General features: G+C 63.5%; 22 protein-coding genes. 17 read left to right on the top strand and 5 right to left on the bottom strand.

The window, feature by feature from the left end:
- Positions 1-137: 137 nt before the first annotated feature.
- A complete protein-coding gene (locus C0Z19_RS04085) occupies positions 138-389 on the top strand; it encodes a FitA-like ribbon-helix-helix domain-containing protein (RefSeq protein WP_102608491.1) in 252 nt (83 codons plus the stop codon).
- Between the two features lie 59 nt (positions 390-448).
- Complete coding sequence (locus tag C0Z19_RS04080; protein ID WP_425330248.1) at positions 449-805, top strand: type II toxin-antitoxin system VapC family toxin; 357 nt, start codon at positions 449-451, stop codon at positions 803-805.
- Positions 806-895: 90 nt separating this feature from the next.
- Here the strand turns inward: C0Z19_RS04080 and C0Z19_RS04075 are convergent, their stop codons facing one another.
- Positions 896-1849 (bottom strand): LysR family transcriptional regulator, encoded by a 954-nt coding sequence (locus tag C0Z19_RS04075; protein WP_199180749.1) that lies wholly within the window; start codon positions 1847-1849, stop codon positions 896-898.
- A gap of 87 nt (positions 1850-1936) precedes the next feature.
- Here C0Z19_RS04075 and C0Z19_RS04070 point away from each other — a divergent pair, with 87 nt between their 5' ends.
- Positions 1937-2950, top strand: a complete 1014-nt coding sequence (locus C0Z19_RS04070) for a zinc-dependent alcohol dehydrogenase family protein (protein ID WP_102608488.1) — start codon at positions 1937-1939, stop codon at positions 2948-2950.
- A 64-nt stretch (positions 2951-3014) separates the two neighbouring features.
- On the opposite strand, the gene C0Z19_RS04065 is transcribed toward C0Z19_RS04070, so the two are convergent.
- Positions 3015-3908, bottom strand: coding sequence for a LysR family transcriptional regulator (locus C0Z19_RS04065; RefSeq protein ID WP_102608487.1), 894 nt, complete (start codon positions 3906-3908; stop codon positions 3015-3017).
- Positions 3909-4078: 170 nt separating this feature from the next.
- Here C0Z19_RS04065 and C0Z19_RS04060 point away from each other — a divergent pair, with 170 nt between their 5' ends.
- The 12 genes from C0Z19_RS04060 to C0Z19_RS04005 all read left to right on the top strand — a co-directional run bounded on the left by C0Z19_RS04060 (position 4079) and on the right by C0Z19_RS04005 (position 12276).
- On the top strand, positions 4079-4984 hold the full coding sequence (locus C0Z19_RS04060) for an NAD(P)-dependent oxidoreductase (protein ID WP_199180750.1): 906 nt from the start codon (positions 4079-4081) through the stop codon (positions 4982-4984).
- 148 nt (positions 4985-5132) lie between these two features.
- On the top strand, positions 5133-5390 hold the full coding sequence (locus C0Z19_RS04055; RefSeq protein WP_102608486.1) for a hypothetical protein: 258 nt from the start codon (positions 5133-5135) through the stop codon (positions 5388-5390).
- A gap of 177 nt (positions 5391-5567) precedes the next feature.
- Positions 5568-5984, top strand: coding sequence for a DnaJ family domain-containing protein (locus tag C0Z19_RS04050; RefSeq protein ID WP_102608485.1), 417 nt, complete (start codon positions 5568-5570; stop codon positions 5982-5984).
- A 32-nt stretch (positions 5985-6016) separates the two neighbouring features.
- Positions 6017-6583, top strand: a complete 567-nt coding sequence (gene tadA, locus C0Z19_RS04045) for a tRNA adenosine(34) deaminase TadA (protein WP_233195990.1) — start codon at positions 6017-6019, stop codon at positions 6581-6583.
- A 40-nt stretch (positions 6584-6623) separates the two neighbouring features.
- Complete coding sequence (ldcA, locus tag C0Z19_RS04040) at positions 6624-7550, top strand: muramoyltetrapeptide carboxypeptidase (RefSeq protein WP_102608483.1); 927 nt, start codon at positions 6624-6626, stop codon at positions 7548-7550.
- 191 nt (positions 7551-7741) lie between these two features.
- Positions 7742-8692: an allantoinase PuuE gene (gene puuE, locus C0Z19_RS04035; RefSeq protein WP_102608542.1), complete on the top strand. Its 951-nt coding sequence runs from the start codon at positions 7742-7744 to the stop codon at positions 8690-8692.
- Positions 8689-9210: a 2-oxo-4-hydroxy-4-carboxy-5-ureidoimidazoline decarboxylase gene (uraD, locus tag C0Z19_RS04030; protein WP_102608482.1), complete on the top strand. Its 522-nt coding sequence runs from the start codon at positions 8689-8691 to the stop codon at positions 9208-9210. Before puuE ends, uraD begins: the two co-directional genes overlap by 4 nt.
- A gap of 77 nt (positions 9211-9287) precedes the next feature.
- Positions 9288-10301, top strand: coding sequence for an allantoicase (alc, locus tag C0Z19_RS04025; RefSeq protein ID WP_102608481.1), 1014 nt, complete (start codon positions 9288-9290; stop codon positions 10299-10301).
- Positions 10302-10312: 11 nt separating this feature from the next.
- Complete coding sequence (locus C0Z19_RS04020; RefSeq protein WP_102608541.1) at positions 10313-10825, top strand: ureidoglycolate lyase; 513 nt, start codon at positions 10313-10315, stop codon at positions 10823-10825.
- Between the two features lie 272 nt (positions 10826-11097).
- On the top strand, positions 11098-11238 hold the full coding sequence (locus tag C0Z19_RS04015; RefSeq protein ID WP_102608480.1) for a hypothetical protein: 141 nt from the start codon (positions 11098-11100) through the stop codon (positions 11236-11238).
- Positions 11239-11374: 136 nt separating this feature from the next.
- Positions 11375-11665 (top strand): flagellar transcriptional regulator FlhD, encoded by a 291-nt coding sequence (gene flhD / locus C0Z19_RS04010; protein ID WP_102608479.1) that lies wholly within the window; start codon positions 11375-11377, stop codon positions 11663-11665.
- A 143-nt stretch (positions 11666-11808) separates the two neighbouring features.
- On the top strand, positions 11809-12276 hold the full coding sequence (locus C0Z19_RS04005) for a hypothetical protein (RefSeq protein ID WP_102608478.1): 468 nt from the start codon (positions 11809-11811) through the stop codon (positions 12274-12276).
- Positions 12277-12624: 348 nt separating this feature from the next.
- On the opposite strand, the gene C0Z19_RS04000 is transcribed toward C0Z19_RS04005, so the two are convergent.
- Both C0Z19_RS04000 and uraH read right to left on the bottom strand, forming a co-directional pair.
- Positions 12625-13821 (bottom strand): urate hydroxylase PuuD, encoded by a 1197-nt coding sequence (locus C0Z19_RS04000; RefSeq protein WP_102608477.1) that lies wholly within the window; start codon positions 13819-13821, stop codon positions 12625-12627.
- Positions 13822-13859: 38 nt separating this feature from the next.
- Entirely contained in the window at positions 13860-14213 is a 354-nt protein-coding gene (gene uraH, locus C0Z19_RS03995) for a hydroxyisourate hydrolase (RefSeq protein ID WP_102608476.1), read from the bottom strand.
- A 344-nt stretch (positions 14214-14557) separates the two neighbouring features.
- Here uraH and C0Z19_RS03990 point away from each other — a divergent pair, with 344 nt between their 5' ends.
- On the top strand, positions 14558-15964 hold the full coding sequence (locus C0Z19_RS03990) for an 8-oxoguanine deaminase (RefSeq protein ID WP_102608475.1): 1407 nt from the start codon (positions 14558-14560) through the stop codon (positions 15962-15964).
- Between the two features lie 94 nt (positions 15965-16058).
- On the opposite strand, the gene C0Z19_RS03985 is transcribed toward C0Z19_RS03990, so the two are convergent.
- Positions 16059-16991: a LysR substrate-binding domain-containing protein gene (locus C0Z19_RS03985; protein ID WP_102608474.1), complete on the bottom strand. Its 933-nt coding sequence runs from the start codon at positions 16989-16991 to the stop codon at positions 16059-16061.
- Between the two features lie 348 nt (positions 16992-17339).
- Here C0Z19_RS03985 and C0Z19_RS03980 point away from each other — a divergent pair, with 348 nt between their 5' ends.
- Entirely contained in the window at positions 17340-18932 is a 1593-nt protein-coding gene (locus C0Z19_RS03980; RefSeq protein WP_102608540.1) for an ABC transporter ATP-binding protein, read from the top strand.
- The last annotated feature ends 27 nt before the right edge of the window (positions 18933-18959 follow it).

The raw sequence follows: 18959 nt of genomic DNA, 5'->3' as shown, positions 1-18959 counted from the left end.
GTGCCACGGGGCCGCCGGCTTTTGGGGGGCGCGTCCTGCTGCCTGTGTCGGGTTCGAGGGCGCGCCGGTCGCGTCCATATTGTCCACTCTGCAATCATTGATTAAAATGCCATCAATGATTAACGGAGGGTCGGGAGATGGCAAGTATGACGATTCGCAACATCGACGAGCAACTGAAGGCCCGCTTGCGCGTTCAGGCGGCGCAGCACGGGCGTTCGATGGAGGACGAGGCGCGGGACATTCTGCGCGCCGCACTTTCGACGGAGGCAGAGGGCAGTGGACAAGATCTGATCGAGTCCATCCGCTGCCGCATCGCGCCGCTTGGTGGCGTGGATTTGGAATTGCCGGTTCGCGATCCGGTCTCGAATCGGGTGGACTTCGGCGCATGATCGTTCTTGACACCAACGTATTGTCAGAAACACTGAGATCGGCCCCCGATCCGCGCGTAATGGAATGGTTTGGCGGTCAACGACGCGCCGCGCTGTTTACCACCACCATTACGCATGCCGAGATCTTGTACGGCGTGGGACTGTTGGCTGACGGTTCGCGCAAGCAGGCGTTATCGGCCGCGGTCAAAGCCATTTTCAATGCGGACTTCGCCGGCAGGCTGTTGAGCTTCGATAGCGATGCGGCCGAGGTCTACGCGCAAATTGCCGTTTCGCGCAAGGCGGCCGGGCGGCCGATCAGCCAGTTCGACGCGATGATCGCTGCGGTTGCGCGTTCGCGCGGGGCGACGCTGGCAACGCGTAACGTCAAGGACTTCTCCGATTGCGGGCTGGCCGTTGTCGATCCATGGGCCGGCTAGCCCTCTGCGTCGCTGAACGCCCCTGGCGCGTTCTGGCATATCGGCGTTGGGCCGCCGCCCAGTAAAGCGCGACCGATGTCGTGGCCATTGCTATTGGCACCCCAATGCCGTCCGCCACGGCGCTACGGGGGAAAAACGCTGCGCGATCCAGTCGATGAACGCACGCGTTTTGGCAGGCATCAGGCGGTTGCTTGGAACAACGGCATAAATCGCGCCTTCGTCCTCGGGCAACCATTGATCGAGGATCGGCACGAGCGTCCCGGCCGCGAGTTCGCGCCCAACGAGCCAGTCTGTCGTCAACATGATTCCGAAACCTTGCACGGCCGCGTAGACGAGCCCTTCGGCATCGTCCGACACCAACGGTCCGTCCGCGCGAACCGTCACGCGCTCGCCATTCGTATGCCCGAACGTCCAATTGGGATGCGCGGCGAGTCCGCTGAACGCGAGGCACGGCAGCCGAGCCAAATCTTCTGGCCGCTCAGGCGCGCCATGGCACTTCAGAAACGAAGGGGCGGCGCACAACAACCGCCGACGCGGCGCGATGCGACGCGCTACGAGCCTGGAATCGGCCAGTTCCCCGAGCCGCACGGCGACATCGAATCCCTCTGCCACGAGGTCGACGAATTGATTGGCGTACGAGGCGTCGATGCGTACTTGCGGGTGGGCCGCCATGAACTCCGGCAGCGACGGCGCGATCCACATCCGTCCGAACGTGGCCGGCAACGCAAGACGCAGCGTGCCGCGAGCTTCCCCGCCGCCGTGCGCGGAGGCCTCCTCTTGCGCGTCGTTCAGCGCCGCGACGATCGCCTGCGCTCGCGCCAGAAAAATGGCGCCGGCTTCAGTCAATGCAACATGCCGCGTAGTGCGCGCAAGTAGACGGACGCCCAGCCGCCGTTCGAGCGATTGCACGCGGCGCGACAGCACCGTCGCGTCGCGGTCAAGTATCGACGCGGCTTTCGTGAACGAGCCCTCTTCGGCGACGGCCGCGAACGCGGCGATCTCGGCGACATGATTTGTGTCAGGCCATTGCTGCATGGGGTGCATGAGTGTCGTGCGATTCGCCCACTTTATCCCAATTTGATGCATCGGTAACCTGTCTCCAATCGTTCAACACTTAAAGGAGGCAAAACCATGCAAGCAATCGAACTCACCGGGCCGTCCCTCGACTCGTTACGTGCGGTGACGTTGCCGGAACCGCAGCCGGGTCCCGGCGAGGTGCTCGTGCGGATGCGGGCCGCCAGTCTCAACTTCGTGGACCTTGCTGCCGCCACCGGCCGGTATCCGGTGCCGCGCTTTCCGGTGATCCCGGTCGCCGACGGCGCAGGCGAGGTAGCAGCGCTCGGCGCAGGCGTGACGGAATTTCACGTGGGCGAGCGTGTCATTCCGCACTCGAAGCCTCTTTGGGTGGGCGGTCCGGCGCGCGCTGGAATCAGTGGCGCGACGCGTGGTGTGGTGCTGCCCGGCTCGTTGGCCGAGTATGTCGTTCTACCTGCGACGGCGCTGGTGCGGACCCCGGCTCATTTGACCGACGCAGCAGCTGCAACGCTGCCTATTGCCGCGACGACAGCTTGGCGCGGCCTGCGGCTCGCGGATGTCCGCCCTGGCTCGGTCGTCGTGTTGATCGGAACGGGCGGCGTCAGCGTGACCGCATTGCTGCTCGCAAAGGCGGCCGGAGCGACGGTGATCATTACCTCATCGTCCGACGAAAAGCTCGAGCGGGCGAGGGCGCTCGGCGCCGACTACACGATTAACTACCGGAGTACACCGGCGTGGGACGAGGCCGTGCTGGAGATGACGGGAGGCAATGGCGCTGACCTCGTCGTCGAAACCGGGGGGACGCAAACGTTCGGCCGCTCGATCAACGCCGCGGCGCTCGGCGGCACGGTGTTCGTCATTGGTTTCGTAACGGGCATGACCGCATCGGCCGATCTGTTCGCGATAATGAAGAAGGAGTTGCGAGTCCAGGGCGTCAGTACCGGATCGGTAGCGGATTTGCGCGATGTCGTGCGTGCCGTCGCGGCGAGCCGGATCATGCCCGTCGTCGATAAGACCTTTGGGATCGACGAGACGCCGCAGGCCTATGCCTACCTTGCGCAAGGCGGCCAACACTTCGGCAAGATCGTGATCACGCACGCCGCGCGCTGACGCGCGGGCCGAGGTCGATGCGCTGCCGCCCCATCCGCCCGTCGGGGCGCAGCGGCGCATCGGGTCAACGAGCGGATGGCCGCTGCATTTCCAGCGCCCCGCACTGGGCGGACACGGTTTCCCGCAAGAGGTCCGCAAGCACCCGAGCGTCCGACGCACACCGCGCGGCGCAATGCAGGACGATGTCGACAGCGCCGAGCGGAGGCGCCCCGGTCATAACCGCCAGCCCCGCTGGTAACGCGAGCGCCGTGCGCACCGTTACACCAAGCCCCGCGAGGACTCCGCACCAAAGGCTGGCCAGGCTGGGTGTCGTCATCGAGAGGCGCCATGGGACGCCGGCGCGCGAAAGCGAATCGATCGACATGTCCCGGAACAAGCACGGGCCATCGAATACGGCCAGCGGGACGGTCGATGGTGCGCCGGCCCGATGCAGCGTCGCCTCGCACCCGAGCCACACCGCGGGCACGGTTGCGATGCGCGTACCGCCGCCGTTGCCGGGCAAGGCGAACGCAACGGCAACGTCGAGCTTGCCGCTCGCTACATCGGCGGCGAACTCGAAGTTCCGGCCTGCCTTGATCTCCACCTGCACGCGCGGTCGTACCACCGCATAGCGGCTCAGCAAATCCTGCAAGATCACATCCGCGAAGTCCTGTGCAATACCCAGGCGCACGGCCGAGCGCGTATCGACCGCGCCAAGTGCGGCGCCAAGTTCGTCGTTGAGCGCAAGCACACGGCGTGCGTACTGAAGCAGGACGTCGCCGGCCTCGGTGAGCACCAGGCCGCGGCCTTTGCGTTGGAACAGTCGCTGCCCCGCTTGCGACTCGAGTTTGCGCAACTGCATGCTGATAGCCGAAGGCGACCGGTGCAGACGCGCCGCGGCATGTGAGAAGCCGCCGAGCTCTACGCCCACGACCATCGTTCGCAGCGCATCCATGTCGAAGTTCAGAGGGTGCGTCATTTTCGATTTTCAGAAGTGAAGATTCAGGACAAGTCGATTTTCGAAACAATAGCAAAGTCATAGCATTGCCCAAAACGCACGCACGTCTACGCCCGGCGCGCACCCGCAACGCGGACGTGTGCGTGGTTCGACGCATTACCAGACGACATGGAGACGATGTGATGGTGCAAATGCAAATCCCGGTGGGGTTCATCGGCTTGGGGGCAATGGGGGAGCCGATGGCGTTGAACCTGAGAAAGGCCGACGTGCCGCTGATGGTGTGGAATCGCTCGCTCGCCAAACGATCCGTGCTCGAGCGGGCGGGCGCGACTGTGGCGCACGACCCTGCGGAAGTGTTCTCCCGCTGCGAGATTATTTTGCTCATGCTGGCGAATGCCGAGGCTACCGACCTCGTCCTTGCGCGCGGCGAACCGAATTTCAGGCAACGGGCGCGGGGCCGCACGATCGTCCATATGGGAACGACTTCACCCGGCTATTCGAAGGGGCTCGAGCAAGCCGTGCGCGCTGCCGGCGGTTCCTACGTGGAAGCTCCCGTCTCGGGATCGCGCAAGCCCGCTCAAGCAGCTCAACTCGTGGCGATGCTGGCCGGCGAGCGAGAGGCCGTCGACCGGGTGGCCCCGCTGATTGCAACGATGTGCAGGCAAAGCGAATACTGTGGCGATGTGCCGGGTGCGTTGACGATGAAGCTCGCGGTCAACCTGTTTTTGATCGCCATGGTGACGGGGCTTGCGGAAGCCACGCATTTCGCGCGCCGGCACGGTTTGGATCTGGGCCGGTTCGTTGCCATCCTGGATGGAGGGCCCATGGCGAGCGACGTGTCGAGAGTCAAGGCCACGAAGCTGCTGCACGAGGATTTCGACGTACAGGCGAGTATCGAAAACGTCCTCGATAACAATCGACTCATCGCGGCTGCCGCGCGGGCGGCCGGCCTGGCCTCGCCGCTGCTCGACGTTTGCCACGCGTTGTATCGCGAGGCGCTCGAACTCGGCTTGGGCAACGCTGATATGGCGGCCGTCGTGCGGGCGATCGAGGCCAGGACCGAAGGCGCGCTGGTTGGCGCCCGGATCGATGAGTGAAAGGCAGGGTCGCAACGCATGGACAGTGCGCCAAGGCCGATCAGGCAGTAGACGATGGCGGCGGGCCGGTATATAAGGGTTGGACGAGGCTGGCGCCGCAGGCGAGCGATGCGGCCGCCGCCACCTGAAACCGATAGGAACGCTGAACATGACTCCCGATCCGAACAGGCCCGATCAAGAACCCAAGGCTCCCGAGCTCGACCATCTGAACGACGCGCTCAATCACGTCGACACGCTGCTGTCGTCGGGCCATATTGCTGCAAGCGCTGCCAAGGGCATCTTGTACAGCTTGATTGAGACGCTGGGCACGCTCGTCGGCGATCCCGATTTGCCCGAGCACAGCCGGGCAGGCTACGAAGGTCTGCTGGAGACCGCACGCGAGTTGCGCGCGAAAATCGGTAAATGAGCGTGCATCGGGCCGCCGGAGCGTCTCCGGCTGGTCGTGCGCACGCCGATCCTGCCGCCGATTTCACTGCGTTGCGAGCGGCGGCGGGGGGGCGCAGCCGGGCTTGGAGCGAATGTTCCAGAAAACCCGGCTCGACTCCCTGCTAAAATGCGCTCGCCGCAATGTAGTGGATCGCAGATGAAATTGCTTGATGCCTTGGTCGAACAGCGCATTGCCGCTGCCGCCGCCCGTGGGGAGTTCGAGGACTTGCCGGGCGCCGGGGCGCCACAGGAACTTGACGACGACTTGCTCGTGCCCGAGGAAGTCCGGGTCGCCAATCGCATTTTGAAGAACGCGGGGTTCGTGCCCCCGGCTGTCGAGCAATTGCGCTCGCTCAGGCATTTGCAAGAGGAACTGAGCGCGGCGGGCGACGCTGCGACGCGCTGTCGGCTGCAAGCGAAGCTGCTCGCGCTCGACATGGCCCTCGAGTCATTGCGCGGCGCCCCCACAGTGGTCCCGCGCGAGTACTGCCGCCGCATCGCGGAACGGCTGTCGGAACGCGTGCAAGGCGGCGAAAGCGAAGCCGCCGAATCCCAGCAGGCGAGGCTTTCTTGATCGATCCCCTCACGCGACCTGCTACACGCGCGATCGAGTCGGGCGGCGTAAGCGACGTCGACGAGGACGCCGCGGCGTTATTGGCGCGTGATCGTCGTTATATGGCTCGAGCGATCGATGCGGCCGAGTCGGCTCGTGCGGCTGGCGAAGTGCCTGTCGGTGCCGTGCTCGTGCGGGGAGACGAGGTGATCGCGACGGGCTTCAACCATCCGATCGGGGCGCACGATCCTTCTGCGCATGCGGAAATGGCCGCGTTGCGCGCCGCCGCTCAATCGTTACAAAACTATCGGCTTCCCGGCTGCGAGCTTTATGTGACGCTCGAGCCGTGCCTCATGTGCGCGGGCGCTATCATGCACGCCCGCATCGCACGTGTCGTCTTTGGGGCGCACGATCCAAAGACGGGTGCGTGCGGCAGTGTCGTCGATGCCTTCGCCAATCCTCAGCTCAATCACCATACACACGTCGCGGGCGGCGTGCTCGAGACCGAATGCGGCGATGCGCTAAGAGCGTTTTTTGCGCATCGGCGGCGAACGATCCGCGAGCAGCGCGCGGCCGCTGCGGCGCACGCACAGGCTTGCGTTCCCAAGCAGCCGGTCTGAACGACGCGTCCGCGCATGCCTTCATTGCTCCCGATCGACCATGACACATTCGCGCACCATCGAAATTGTCGCTCCTTCCGGCTATCCGCCTGACCCGGCTGCAGCCGAGCGAGGATTGGAACGGCTCCGCGCGCAGGGGCATCGGGTGTTGGCGGCGGAAGTCGCGCAGCGTCGGCATCTGCGCTTCGGCGGCACGGACGCCGAGCGTGCGCATGACCTGAATCGGCTGGCGGATCCCGCCCGCGAGCTGCCCGATATCGTATTGGCACTGCGCGGCGGCTATGGCGCCGTCCGTATCCTCGACTCGCTCGATTACGTCGGGCTCGAACGCCGGCTCGTCGGCGCTCCCGTCGCGATTTGCGGACATAGCGATTTCACGGCCATCCAACTGGCGCTGTTTGCGCGAGCGGGGCTCGTTACGTTCGGCGGGCCGATGCTGAGCTCGAATTTCGGCGCTGAGGTCGTGAGCACCTTTACGACCGAGCGCTTCTGGCAGGCGCTCGAGTCGCCGGAATTCACGGTTCGCGAATCGGCTGCCCAAGCGTATGAGATCGACCTCACCGGCACTCTCTGGGGCGGCAATCTGGCCATGATCGTCGCGCTGATCGGCACACCTTATATGCCGCAAATCGATGGCGGTATTCTGTTTCTCGAGGATGTGAACGAACATCCGTATCGAATCGAACGGATGCTCTATCAGCTACATCACGCCGGCATCCTCGCGCGTCAGCGCGCGATCGTGCTCGGCGATTTCACGGGCGGCAAGCTTTCTCCCTATGACAACGGTTTTGACCTGCCGGCGGTGGTCGAGCAGATCGCCCGCGTCGCCAGGCTGCCGATCATAACGGGCCTGCGTTTCGGCCACGGTGCCGACCTCGTCACGCTGCCGTTTGGCGCGAAATCGCGGCTGCAAGCGAATGCCGATGGTTTTTCGTTGACCGTGAGCGGGCATCCCACGTTGCGCTGAAGAAGGGCGCCATACGGCGCCAGCGACGATAACCATACGCGGACGGTGACCCCCGTTATCGGCCCGCTCGTATGGGCGCGGCCGGGTGTTTTCTATACACTGATTCGACCGAAATGACTCACTGCGGCAAGCAGGTAGCTTGCCGCGGCGCCGCATCGTCACTCAACGTCGTCTTGCCTAAAGTCTTTGCCATGACTTCCAACTCCCGCTATCCGCGCGATTTGATCGGCTACGGCCGGCACCCGGTTCAGGCCGATTGGCCGGGACGCGCGCGCGTCGCCGTCCAGTTCGTGCTCAATTACGAAGAGGGCGGCGAGAACTGCGTGCTGCACGGCGATGCCGCTTCCGAGCAGTTTTTGTCGGAGATCGTCGGTGCCGCAGCCTATCCGGCGCGACACATGAGCATGGAGTCAATTTACGAATACGGTTCGCGTGCGGGCGTGTGGCGCATCCTGCGTGAATTCGAGAGGCGAGGCCTACCGCTGACCGTGTTTGGCGTCGGCATGGCGATCGAACGCAATCCGGAAGTTGCACGCGCGTTCGTCGAGCTCGGGCATGAAATTGCCTGCCACGGGTGGCGTTGGATCCACTACCAGGATATGTCGCCGGAGCTTGAAGCAGAGCATATTCGTCGCGGTATGGAGGCGATCGAGCGCGTGACGGGCGCGCGACCGCTCGGCTGGTATACGGGGCGCGATAGCCCCAACACACGCCGGCTCGTGGCCGAATACGGTGGCTTCCTTTACGACTCCGATTATTACGGCGACGATCTGCCGTTTTGGACAGAAGTCGCAGTGACGGGCGGAGCGACGCAACCGCAGTTGATCGTACCCTATACGCTCGATACCAACGACATGCGCTTCGCGACGCCGCAGGGGTTCAACACGGCCGATCATTTCTTCACCTATCTGCGCGACGCATTCGATGTGCTCTACGAGGAAGGCGACGAAGCGCCGAAGATGCTTTCGATCGGAATGCATTGCCGGTTGCTCGGTCGGCCTGGGCGATTCCGCGCGCTGCAGCGGTTTCTCGACCATATCGAAACGCACGACCGGGTCTGGGTGACGCGCCGTGTCGACATCGCACGCCATTGGCGTACGCATCATTCTTATCAGCCCACAACCGACCGCTCTCACGCATGAAGCCGATGCACTACACGCTGGAACAACTCAACGCAATGCCGCCCGATGCATTCGAGGCCGCGCTCTCCGGCATCTTCGAGCATTCTCCGTGGGTGGCCGGCCAGGCTGCGCGGGGGCGGCCGTACGAGAGCGTCGATGCGCTCTATGCCGCGATGCGCGATATCGTCGCCAACGCGGGAGACGAGCGCCAGCTCGCGCTGATCAACGCCCACCCGGAGCTGGCCTGCAAGGCTGCGGTGCGCGGTGAACTGACGGCCGAGTCGACGCGCGAGCAAAGCGGCGCGGGCCTCGCCCAGTGTACGCAAGAGCAGTTCGACAAGCTCCAGCGCTTGAACAGCGTCTACCGTGAGAAATTCGGCTTTCCGTTCATTTTGGCCGTGCGCGGGTACGACCGCGCCGGCATCATCGCAAATTTTGAAGCCCGCGTGGGCAACACACGCGATCAAGAGCTGCGCGCGAGTCTCGAGCAGATTTACCGAATCGCGCGGTTTCGTATCGACGAGCTTGTGACCGCATGAAGCAGTGCCGGCTCATGTGCCGATATGACGTTTGATTGGCAGTCACCACGAATTGACAAAACCGAAGGACGACAACGATGGCTCTCCCGATTCTCGACCCCAACGCTCCCGACTTCACACGCCGCTACGTCAATCTGGCCGATCCGCGGCTGGGTGCGCAGGCGATCGAGGCCAGCGATGAATTCTTCGCGCCGAAGGAGCGCATGCTGAACCCCGAACCTGCCGTTTTCATTGCGGGTAAATACGACGATCACGGCAAATGGATGGACGGTTGGGAAACGCGCCGCAAGCGCACGACCGGATACGATTGGTGCATCGTGAAGCTGGCGCGCGCAGGCGTCGTGAAGGGGCTTGATATCGACACCAGTCATTTCACGGGCAACTTTCCGCCGGCCGCATCGGTCGAGGCTGCCAATCTGCCGGGTGACGCGCAGCCTGACGCCTCGACCGTCTGGACGGAAATCGTGCCTTCGACGACGCTGCAGGGCAATCACCATCATTACCTCGAAATTGCCGATGCCCAGGCTTACACGCATCTTCGGCTGAATCTGTACCCCGACGGCGGCGTTGCGCGATTGCGGGTCTATGGGCAGCCACAAGTCGACTGGGCCGGTGCCAGCCGTAGTGCGAGCGTCGACCTGGCGGCGATGGAAAACGGCGCGTACATCGTCGCCGCGAACAATCAACATTTCGGGGCAGCCTCCAACCTCCTGATGCCAGGCCGCGGCGTGAACATGGGCGACGGCTGGGAAACGCGACGCCGGCGCGAGCCGGGAAACGACTGGGCCATCATTGCACTCGCGCGGCCCGGCACGATCAAGAAGATCGAAGTCGATACCGCCTTCTTCAAAGGCAACTATCCCGATCGCTGTTCGATCCAGGCGGCGTACGTGAAAGGCGGCACGGATAGCTCGCTGGTCACCCAGGCGATGTTCTGGCCGACGCTGCTCGACGAGCAGAAGCTGCAAATGGACAAGCAGCATTTCTTCGAAGCGCAGTTGGCGGCGATCGGTCCTGTCACACACCTGCGGCTGAACATCATTCCGGATGGCGGCGTTTCGCGCTTGCGCGCATGGGGCGTGCTCGAATGAGCGGCGAGCACATCACGGCGTTGACGATCGAACCGCTGACAAAGTCGGCGTTCGCGCCGTTCGGCGATGTCATCGAACTCGAGGGCGCTCGCGAGATTCCGATCAACCTCGGCACGACATTGCGTTATCACGATCTTGCTCGCGTCGACGTGGCCGACGAAGACGGGCGGCCGCTCATCAGCCTGTTCCGCGGCCAACCCCGCGCGCTGCCGTTCGAAGTGACGATGCTGGAACGTCATCCGCTCGGTTCGCAGGCATTTTTGCCGATGACGAACAAGCCGTATCTCGTCGTCGTCGCGCCGGCCGGGACGCTGGACTCGCAAGCTGTCCGCGCATTCGTCACGCGCGGATGGCAAGGGGTGAATTATGCAAAAGGGGTCTGGCACCATCCGCTGATCGCGCTGGATGAAGTCAGTGATTTCATCGTCGTTGACCGCGGTGGACAAGGGCATAACTGCGACGAGCAGACGCTGCCCCGTTCGTTGTGGCTGACCGCCGAGGCAATGCTAGCTGCGCACGGCTAAACGGTCCTCCCCTGATCCCCCATAGCACGCCCGCAAGCGAAAAATGCGGGCGTTTTTACTTGTTTTTTTTGGGTTTTGCGTTTGTGCGCAGCACTTGCGCACCCCCGGCGTAGGAAAACGCTGACAAGCGGGCTGCTACGTATTACGTGAGGTTCAGCGGCGGCTGATTTGTTTCCGCGCGGCACTCGCCGATACTTTCATCACAGGAAAACGTTTCGTGCGACGCATTCAAGGCACCGACGTTCCTAACCTTGAAACACGGAGAGATCGCCATGAGCCGCTTCGCCCAAGACCTCCTCGAGCTCCAACGCCTTTGCCTCGGAGGCTCCGGCGCCCTCACTCAGCATCTGCTGCGCGAGATCGCGTGCAATCTGATTGCGGCCGGCGTCGCCGACCAACGCGGCGGATGCTGATATCTGCAGCGCGATCCGGCAAACGTTTGCTACTCGTCAAGGCTTTTTGCGACGGAAGCCTCCCAGCCTCGACTGGGAGCGCAATCAGGTCCGTCAATCATCAATTCGAAACACGACACCCCAGGCGGAGACAGTCATGAACGGTAGCGAGACGCTCGAATCGATCCGCGAGATCAACTTGTCGTACCTTTCGCTCGCGCAGCGCCTGTTGCGCGCAGACCGCGCCGAGGGCATGCAGCACCTTGGGCTGTCGACACATGTGGCAGACATCATCGTGGATCTGTCCGGGCCGCAATTGCTCAAGCTGGCCGGGTGCGATCAACTTGTCTGCTTCTTCCGCTTCAACGACCGCTCGATGTTCTCGGCGCTGTCCGCGCCCGGCGCGCGCGTGTCGCCTACCCAGGAACTGGACGCCCAAGCTGCCTGACGCGCACTCGCGGACGCATGCCGAACCGGTTTCGGTGCATATTTTCTCGGCCGACCAGCTAACGCTCGCCCCACTGCCGATCTCCAGGCTCCGATCGGCGGTAAGATCCGACGCTCGATCCATACCGTTCGCGAGCCCGGCCGATGAACGCATTTCTCTGGTGGCTTCTCAACATAGGCGTGCCGATCGTAGGGCCGATAATCATGCTCGGCTTGTTCGCCGTCACTCATGGAAAAGCCTTGGCGCGGCTTTTGATCTACGAGTCGATCAAGGGCGGCCAACTCCTATGGTCTGCCATCGCTGTTTCCGCCGCGGCGGTCTATGAAAGTACGACTGCGCTCGAGCGGGAAGCGGGGCCGGCTGCGCTGCTCGAGTTGGCCATCGTTGCTTTTCTGATGATCGCTTTCGCTTGTTCGATGCTGGTCATGCTCGTCACGCTCAAACAGCACGACGACCGTTCGTTTGCATGCTCCCGACGGACGGGGAGCGCGATCACATGGCCTCGATCGACGGGTAGCCCTCTTCCTGAGAATGCGACAGTCAGCGCGTCACTGTGGTTGACCGCAGGTGCGGCCTTGCTGTTTGGAGCTTTACATATGATCGTAAGCTGATTGAAGGGAATGTGTTAGACTTGGGCACCTTGTAGGAGGAAAGATGAACAGGCTACTTGATCTCGTCGGGGCATCCCCAGAAAGTGTCGATCGCTTTGCGCTGCGTTTGAGCGCAAGCGTCTCAATCTTCGCGATAGCGACGGCCGCCTTATTGGCGGGCGTCGCTATCTTGAAATGAATGGGAGCAGGTAGCGCGACGTAAGCCCTTGCGGCTCTACCGGTTTGACCCGTTTCAGCCCCTTCGGCCCGCTGTTGGTCCAAGGGGCTTTGTTTTGCCCGACACGCCCGGCGCGGCCCCGTCTGACGGAGCCATGCGCCGGTCGTCCGCAGCGTGTCGGCAGCCGAAGTTTACTGCTGCGTGTGCGTGTTGTTGAACCAAAGCGCCACTTTTTCGCGCTCCTCGCTCGTCATATGGGTGACGTTGCCGAGCGGCATGGCCTTGAGCACGACGGCTTGCTGATAGAGACGCGCGGCGTTCTTCGAAATTTCGTCAGACGTATCGAAAAGCACGCCGGCAGGGGCGCTGCCCATCATTGTCGGATGCGCCGAATGGCAAGCGACGCACCGCTGCTGCAAGATCGGTTGGATGTCTGCCAGCTTGACGGCCGGAGCATTGGCTGCTTGGGCCTGAGGCGTGGTCGGCTTGGGTAGCGTGACGGCCAACGCCGCGGCCAGAAGAGCGACGCCGCCGACCGGGAGATACCAGAGCACCTGCCCGCGGTGGCGCATGACGAAAAACTGCCGGATCAGCGCCCCGGCCAGCATGATGACGACCAGCACGGCCCAATTGTACGGATGCGTGTACGTCATCGCGTAGTGATTCGAGAGCATCGCAAACACGACCGGCAGCGTGAAGTAGGTGTTATGCACCGAGCGTTGCTTGCCGCGTTTGCCGTAGATTGGATTCGGCGCGTCGCCCTTGAGCATCGCGTCCACCATCTTGCGCTGCCCCGGGATGATGACGAAGAACACATTGGCCGACATGATCGTTGCCAGCATCGCGCCCACAATGAGGTAAGCGGCGCGACCGGCAAAAATGTGACAAGCGAGCCAGGCTGCGATCACGACATAGAGGCCGACGATGATGCCCAGCAGGCGGTCGTTATTGCCGAGAAGGCGACACAGCGTGTCGTAGACGATCCAACCGGCAGCCAGAAAGCCGAGTGCCGCCGCGATTGCGACGACGGGACCCATGTCCAGCACATTCGTGTCGATGAGATAGGTTTCGGGCGAGCACAGGTAGAGCACCGTAAACAAGCCGAAACCCGACATCCAGGTCGTGTACGAGGGCCACTTGGACCAGTGCAGATCGTCCGGCATTTGCGCCGGCGCGACCATGTACTTTTGCATGTTGTAAAAGCCGCCGCCATGCACGTGCCACAGCTCCCCGAAAACGCCGCGCTCCACGAGCGCGGGATCCTTCGGCTTTTTCAAGCTATTGTCGAGTGCCACGAAATAAAACGATTCGCCGATCCATGCGATCGCGACGATGACGTGCAGCCAGCGAATGGCGAGATTCAGCCAATCGGTGATAAAACCTTCCATGTAGCGCCTCCTGCTCCTGATATTCGTTGATGTGGGAATCAGCTGCCGCGATAGGTGCTGTACGCCCACGGCGAGACGAGGAGCGGCACGTGATAGTGTGCGGCGACATCGGCGATGCCGAAGCGCAGGACAACGTGATCGACGAAGCGCGGCTCGGGCACACGGACGCCGGCTGCGGCGAAATAGTCGCCCGCGTGGAACACGAGTTCATATTCGCCCGCCTGCAATGCGTCGCCTTCGAGAAGCGGTTCGTCGCAACGGCCATCGTCATTCGTGACGGTGCGCTTGAGCGGCTGCCGCGCGTCGCCGTCGAGTTTGTAAAGTTCGATCGCGATACCGGCGCCGGGGCGGCCGTGCGCCGTGTCCAGAACGTGGGTAGTCAGCTTGCCCATTCGCAGTTTTCCTTTTGATGAATGCGAAAAGTGTGGAAGGCGACTCGATCCTATACGCAAGCGGCGGATCGAGGCTCCACATCAAGTGGCTACATACCCGTCGGCGATTTGATGCGAGCGCCGTATCGACATTCTAAGAAGTGCGAGGCCGCCGGCGCACACGAGATAGGAAAGATAAGAGCGGCCGCATAAGGCTGGCAAGACGCCCAGCCATGCCCGGATGCCCGAAGCGAAGCACTATATCGGATTCGTGAAGGCGGGTATGCCGCGGATGTACATTGCCAGCGCTATTTTGGCTCCCGATCGTTATGCCAGGTTCTAACAGTCCAACAGGGAAGAATCGAATGACCACCGCACACGCCGCGCAGGCAACGAGCGTATCGCGCCCGAAGACGATGCTCGTCAAGCACGCCGACGTAGTCGTCACCATGGACGGTTCGCGCCGCGAACTGCGTGACGCAGGATTGTTTATCGAGGGCAATCGCATTGTGGCGGTGGGGGCGACGCATGAGCTTCCCACTGCGGCTGACGAAGTGCTCGACCTGCGCGGGCACATCGTCATGCCCGGGCTCGTGAACACGCACCATCACATGTACCAGAGCCTGACACGGGCCGTGCCGGCCGCGCAAAACGCCGAACTCTTCGGTTGGCTGACGAGCCTTTACAAGGTTTGGGCGAATCTTACGCCCGAGATGATCGAAGTATCGACGCTCACGGCGATGGCGGAGCTGTTGCTGTCGGGCTGCACGACGTCGAGCGATCACCTCTATCTGTACCCGAACGGGAGCCGGCTCGACGACAGCATCGCCGCCGCCGCCCGCATCGGCATGCGGTTTCATGCAAGCCGCGGCAGTATGAGCGTCGGTCAGAAGGACGGGGGGCTGCCGCCCGATTCGCTCGTCGAGCGCGAAGCCGATATTTTGGAAGACACTCAGCGTTTGATCGAGGCCTATCACGACGAAGGGCGCTACGCGATGTTGCGGGTGGTCGTGGCGCCGTGCTCGCCGTTCTCCGTCAGTCGCGATTTGATGCGCGAGTCGGCGGCTCTCGCGCGCCGCTACGGGGTGTCGATGCACACGCATCTGGCCGAGAACGTCAACGACGTGGCTTACAGCCGCGAGCGGTTCGGCATGACGCCAGCCGAATATGCGGAAGATCTGGGCTGGGTCGGTGCCGACGTCTGGCATGCGCACTGTGTCCAACTCGATGCGCCAGGCATCGCACTATTCGCGCGGACGCGTACTGGCGTTGCACACTGTCCCTGTTCGAACATGCGCCTCGCATCGGGCATCGCACCGATCCGCCGTATGCGCGACGCGGGCGTTCCGGTGGGGCTGGGCGTCGACGGGTCGGCTTCGAACGACGGCGCACAGCTGATCGGTGAAGCGCGGCAGGCATTGCTGCTGCAGCGCGTGGGGTTCGGGCCTGATGCGATGAGCGCGCGCGACGCGCTCGAAATCGCCACGCTCGGCGGAGCGGCGGTGCTCGGGCGCGACGACATCGGTGCGCTTGCGCCGGGGATGGCCGCCGACTTCGTCGCTTTCGATCTGCGTCAGCCCGGTTTCGCCGGAGCGCTGCACGATCCGGTTGCGGCGCTCGTGTTCTGCGCACCGTCGCAGGTGTCGCTGAATGTGATCAACGGCAAGGTTGTCGTACGGGAAGGGCGTTTGACGACGCTCGAACTGCCGCCGCTGCTCGAGCGCCACAACCGGCTGGCACGCTCGCTGGGCGAGGCCGCGCGCACCGCGTAGGTGGGCAAGGTGGCCCGGGAGCGCGAGCGGCGCTGCGACTGCACGATAGGCCGGAAGCAGGCCGTAAGCCGCGCCCGGCGCGCGGGTCACGGGATCAAGGGCGATCGACGAGCGTGCGCGTCGCGTCGGCGACGAGGCTGCGCAGCCACCGTACCTCGTCGGAATAGTGGCAGCGCTCATGCCAGAGCTGGTAGTACTGCATGGGCGGGAAGTCGAGCGGGGCGGGTAGCACGGTCAGCGGCAGGAACTTCGCGTAGTGATCGGCGAATAGTCGCGTCGTCGTAAAAATCAGGTCGGATTTGACGAGCACGTACGGTGCGAGATTGAAGTAGGGCAGCGTAACGACGACATGGCGCTTGAGCCGCTCGCGGGCCAGATGAACGTCGATCGCGCCGCGCTGCCCGACCGAGTAGGGGGACGGCGCGAGATGCGGGGCGTTCAGGTACTGGTCGAGCGTGATCGTGCCGCGTTTGGCGAACGGGTGCGCGTTGCTCATGAGGCAGACGATCTCATCGACGAACAGGTTCGACAGATGCAGCTGCTCGGGCGGTTCGGGCCAGTTGCCGACGACGACATCGAGCTTGCCGTCTTCGAGCGCCAACTCGTAGTCGAACGAGGGACCCAGCGAATGAAACTCGAGTTGAGCGTTGGGCGCGGCTTGGCGGAAGCGTTCGACGACCGTGGGCACGAACAAGACGTTCAGATAGTCGGGACAGCCGATGCGATAGCAGCGGATCGACGTGGCGGGATCGAAGTTATGTTGCTGAAAGCGGATTCTCTCGATCTCGCGCAGTGCGTTCTGGACCGGTTCGAGCAGGCGCAGACCGTACTCGGTGGGGACCATGCCCGATTTGCCGCGCACGAGCAGTGGGTCGCCCGTGATGTCGCGCAGGCGTCGCAACGCCGCGCTGATGGCGGGCTGCGATTGATTGAGCTTGACGGCCGCGCGCGTGACGCTGCGCTCCATCAAGAGGGTGTGCAAGACGCGCAAAAGATACGTGTCGATCGCCTCGCGTTGCTGACTCATGATTACTCCAGTATATGTTGCGGCTGATAGAGTCGGGGTAGGGGTATGTGATTTTTAATATGAGTGTCGATGGGCGTCAAGGCCGCATATACCCGTGTGGCACTTTGGCCAAACCGAGCATCGGCACGATATTGTCGGCTCGACGCTCGGCCCCGATTTGGGTATCGTCGGGCCCACGGCGCCGCGGTGGCTTGCGCGGCCGGCCGGGTCGACTGCGCGCAATGGGGGCCGGCGAGCGAGGTGCGATGGCCGACACGGCCGGGCAACCGTAGGACGGGGAGCGCGACGCGCACAGCACGTCGCGTGGAAGCAATGGGCATAGAACAGGAACGTTCGGCGACGGATTTCATGAGCGATCAACCAAATTTGGGCGGTGCGGGGGGCGCGGCGGTCAACGCGGTGCCGCGGCTGGCGCTGGCAGGCATCTGCAAACAGTATCCGTCGGTGCGAGCCAATGACGACGTCCATCTGGTCGTCGCGCCGGGCGAGATCCACGCGATTCTCGGCGAGAACGGCGCCGGCAAGAGCACGCTGATGAAGATCATCTACGGCTCCGTGCGGCCCGATGCCGGAGAGATCCGATGGGAAGGCGAACCCGTCGACATCTCAAGCCCTGCGCAGGCGCGCAAGCTCGGCATCGGCATGGTCTTTCAGCATTTTTCACTGTTCGAGACGTTGACCGTCGGCGAAAACATTGCGCTGGCGCTCGACGAGCCGTTCGACCTGGCCGCGCTCGGCAAGCGCATTCGGGAGGTGTCGGCGCAATACGGGCTCGACATCGATCCTCAGCGGCATGTACACAGCCTGACCGTCGGCGAGCGGCAGCGCGTCGAGATCGTGCGCTGCCTGCTGCAGCAACCGCGGTTGCTGATCATGGACGAACCGACTTCGGTGCTGACGCCGCAAGCCGTCCGCAAGCTGTTCGATACGCTCAAGCAACTGGCGCAGCAAGGCTGCAGCGTGCTCTATATCAGCCATAAGCTCGACGAAATTCAAGAGCTTTGCGATACGGCCACGGTCATGCGCGGCGGGCGTGTGACGGGCCAGGTCAAGCCGCGTGAGGAGACGCATGCTTCGCTCGCGCAGTTGATGGTCGGCCATGCGCTACCCGCTTACACGCGCCGGGCACACTCGCCGGGAGAGGCGCTGCTGCGCGTCAAAGAGCTGTCCGTCGCGAGCGACGACCCGTTCGGCACCTCGCTCGAAAGCGTGACGTTCGACGTCCATGCGGGCGAGATCTTCGGAATCGCGGGCGTGTCGGGCAACGGCCAAGCCGAACTGCTTGCGGCGCTGTCGGGCGAGCGGCGCGCGCCGGTCGCAGCCGACGCCGTGACGATTTGCGGCAAAGGCGCCGCGCGGCTTTCCGCGGGCGCACGCCGTCGGCTCGGCTTTGCGTTCGTCCCCGAGGAGCGGCTTGGACGCGGCGCCGTGCCTGCCATGTCGTTGGCCGAAAACGGGTTGCTGACGGCCCATCGCCAGAGCGGCATGGTGCGCCACGGCTGGATCGCAACGCGGGCGATGCGTGCCTTCGCGACGCACTGCATCGAGGCGTTCGACGTGCGCTGCGGCGGGCCCGACGCACTGGCGCAGTCGCTCTCGGGCGGCAATTTGCAGAAGTACATCGTGGGACGCGAGTTGCTGCAGGCGCCCAAGGTGCTTGTCGTCGCGCAGCCCACCTGGGGCGTCGACGTCGGCGCATCCGCATTCATTCGACAGCAGTTGCTCGACTTGTCCGCCAGCGGCGTCGCCGTGCTCGTGATTTCGGAAGAACTGGACGAGCTCTTCGACATTTGCGATCGAATCGCGGTCCTTGCGCGCGGGCGTTTGTCGCCGGCGCGCAAAACGGGCGAGACGAACGCGGAAGAAATCGGCCTCTGGATGGCGGGCCTGTTCGGCGATCGCGGCGCCACGCCGCCCGCGCAACAGGCTATCCATGCGTAACGCAGCCTCGACTTCGCGCGCTGCGGA

This window comes from Trinickia soli, assembly GCF_002879855.1.
In the GTDB taxonomy this organism is placed as follows: Bacteria; Pseudomonadota; Gammaproteobacteria; order Burkholderiales; family Burkholderiaceae; genus Trinickia; species Trinickia soli.
Note: the sequence above shows the minus strand (reverse complement) of the source record. Positions and strands in the feature narration are given on the sequence as shown.